Source organism: Halalkalibacterium halodurans (assembly GCF_004376175.1).
Taxonomy (GTDB): Bacteria; Bacillota; Bacilli; order Bacillales; family Bacillaceae_D; genus Halalkalibacterium; species Halalkalibacterium halodurans.
The window spans coordinates 1-1091 of sequence record NZ_SNUY01000155.1 but is presented as its reverse complement, the minus strand read 5'-3'; the positions used below and the strand labels follow the sequence as shown (position 1 = coordinate 1091).

Annotated in this window: 1 protein-coding gene; it reads left to right on the top strand. The window is 33.5% G+C overall.

What is annotated here, in order from left to right:
• Positions 1-218 precede the first annotated feature (218 nt).
• Positions 219-902 carry a GntR family transcriptional regulator gene (locus tag E2L07_RS20560; RefSeq protein ID WP_134230533.1) on the top strand — a complete coding sequence of 228 codons (684 nt, stop codon included), beginning with the start codon at positions 219-221 and terminating at the stop codon, positions 900-902.
• The last annotated feature ends 189 nt before the right edge of the window (positions 903-1091 follow it).

The window sequence follows — 1091 nt, the reverse complement described above, 5'->3', positions numbered from 1 at the left end:
GATTCATAGGGAAGACCTCTTTTCTGTGAATTTAGTCGGCTAACTTTATTCTACAGAAAGGGTCTTCTTTTTTCTATGAACATCATTTAGTGCATTTCTATTTACACAAAATATTTTACACTCTCTTCATCATTCGTCGTTAATCATGTTTATTTCAACTGTTTTTTCATTTGTTATCATTAGAGTTGTTACACTTTATCAGGGAGAGGTGAAAAGGTATGGATTTTTCTATTAAAAAAGCTGTTTCTTATCATCATCAAGCTCATGATTATTTAAGGGAAAAAATTATTAGAGGTGAATTTTTACCAGGAGAGCGAATTTACGAAGCAAAAATCGCTCGAACGTTGGAAATTAGTCGAAGCCCTGTAAGAGAAGCTGTCCGTTCATTAGAACAGGAGGGGTTACTTGTCATTGATGAAAAATCGAGAATTTTTGTTTATGAACCTACAATAAAGGATGTTGAAGATATTTATCAGTGCAGACAAGCACTTGAATCAGTTGCAGCTGTTTTAGCAACGCGGTTGGCATCTGATCAGACATTGGAATATATATCAGATCTTCTTCAAAATACGAAAGAAGTGTTTAATAAAGGGAAAGAATACTCAATTGAACAAGTTGTTGAACTAAATTCGAAGTATCATGATCTTATAATAGAAGCTAGTCAAAACATGCGTTTAAAAAGACAATTAAATGATTTGCGTTCATTAACTTTCTTTTACCGATCGATGAATGTTGAAAACAGTAAAAGGTGCTTAGAAATTTTGGAGCAACATGAGGAAATTATTCATTTTATGAAAGCAAGAGATGTAGATAGGGCTGCAGCAGCAATGTCTAATCATATTGCACAAGACCTTAACTATTTAAAGGAGATATTAATCCGAGATAAAACAGAGAATAATTAGTAGCCAAAATAGATACTTCAACCTAAATTATTCATAAAAAATCTTTGATAACCAAATAATGCTGTCTCTTCACCACTTTCTGTGGTACACGCACAATTCCAGAAATAAAGTTAGCGAGATTAGATACTAATCTAGTCGAACTCCTTCATCTGCTTAGGCACCATTCAGTTGGTAGGTTGAAAGCGGTCA

What these genes read in the sequence shown, in the direction of transcription:
- E2L07_RS20560 (WP_134230533.1), top strand. Translation starts at nt 219, where the DNA reads ATGGATTTTTCTATTAAAAAAGCTGTTTCTTATCATCATCAAGCTCAT.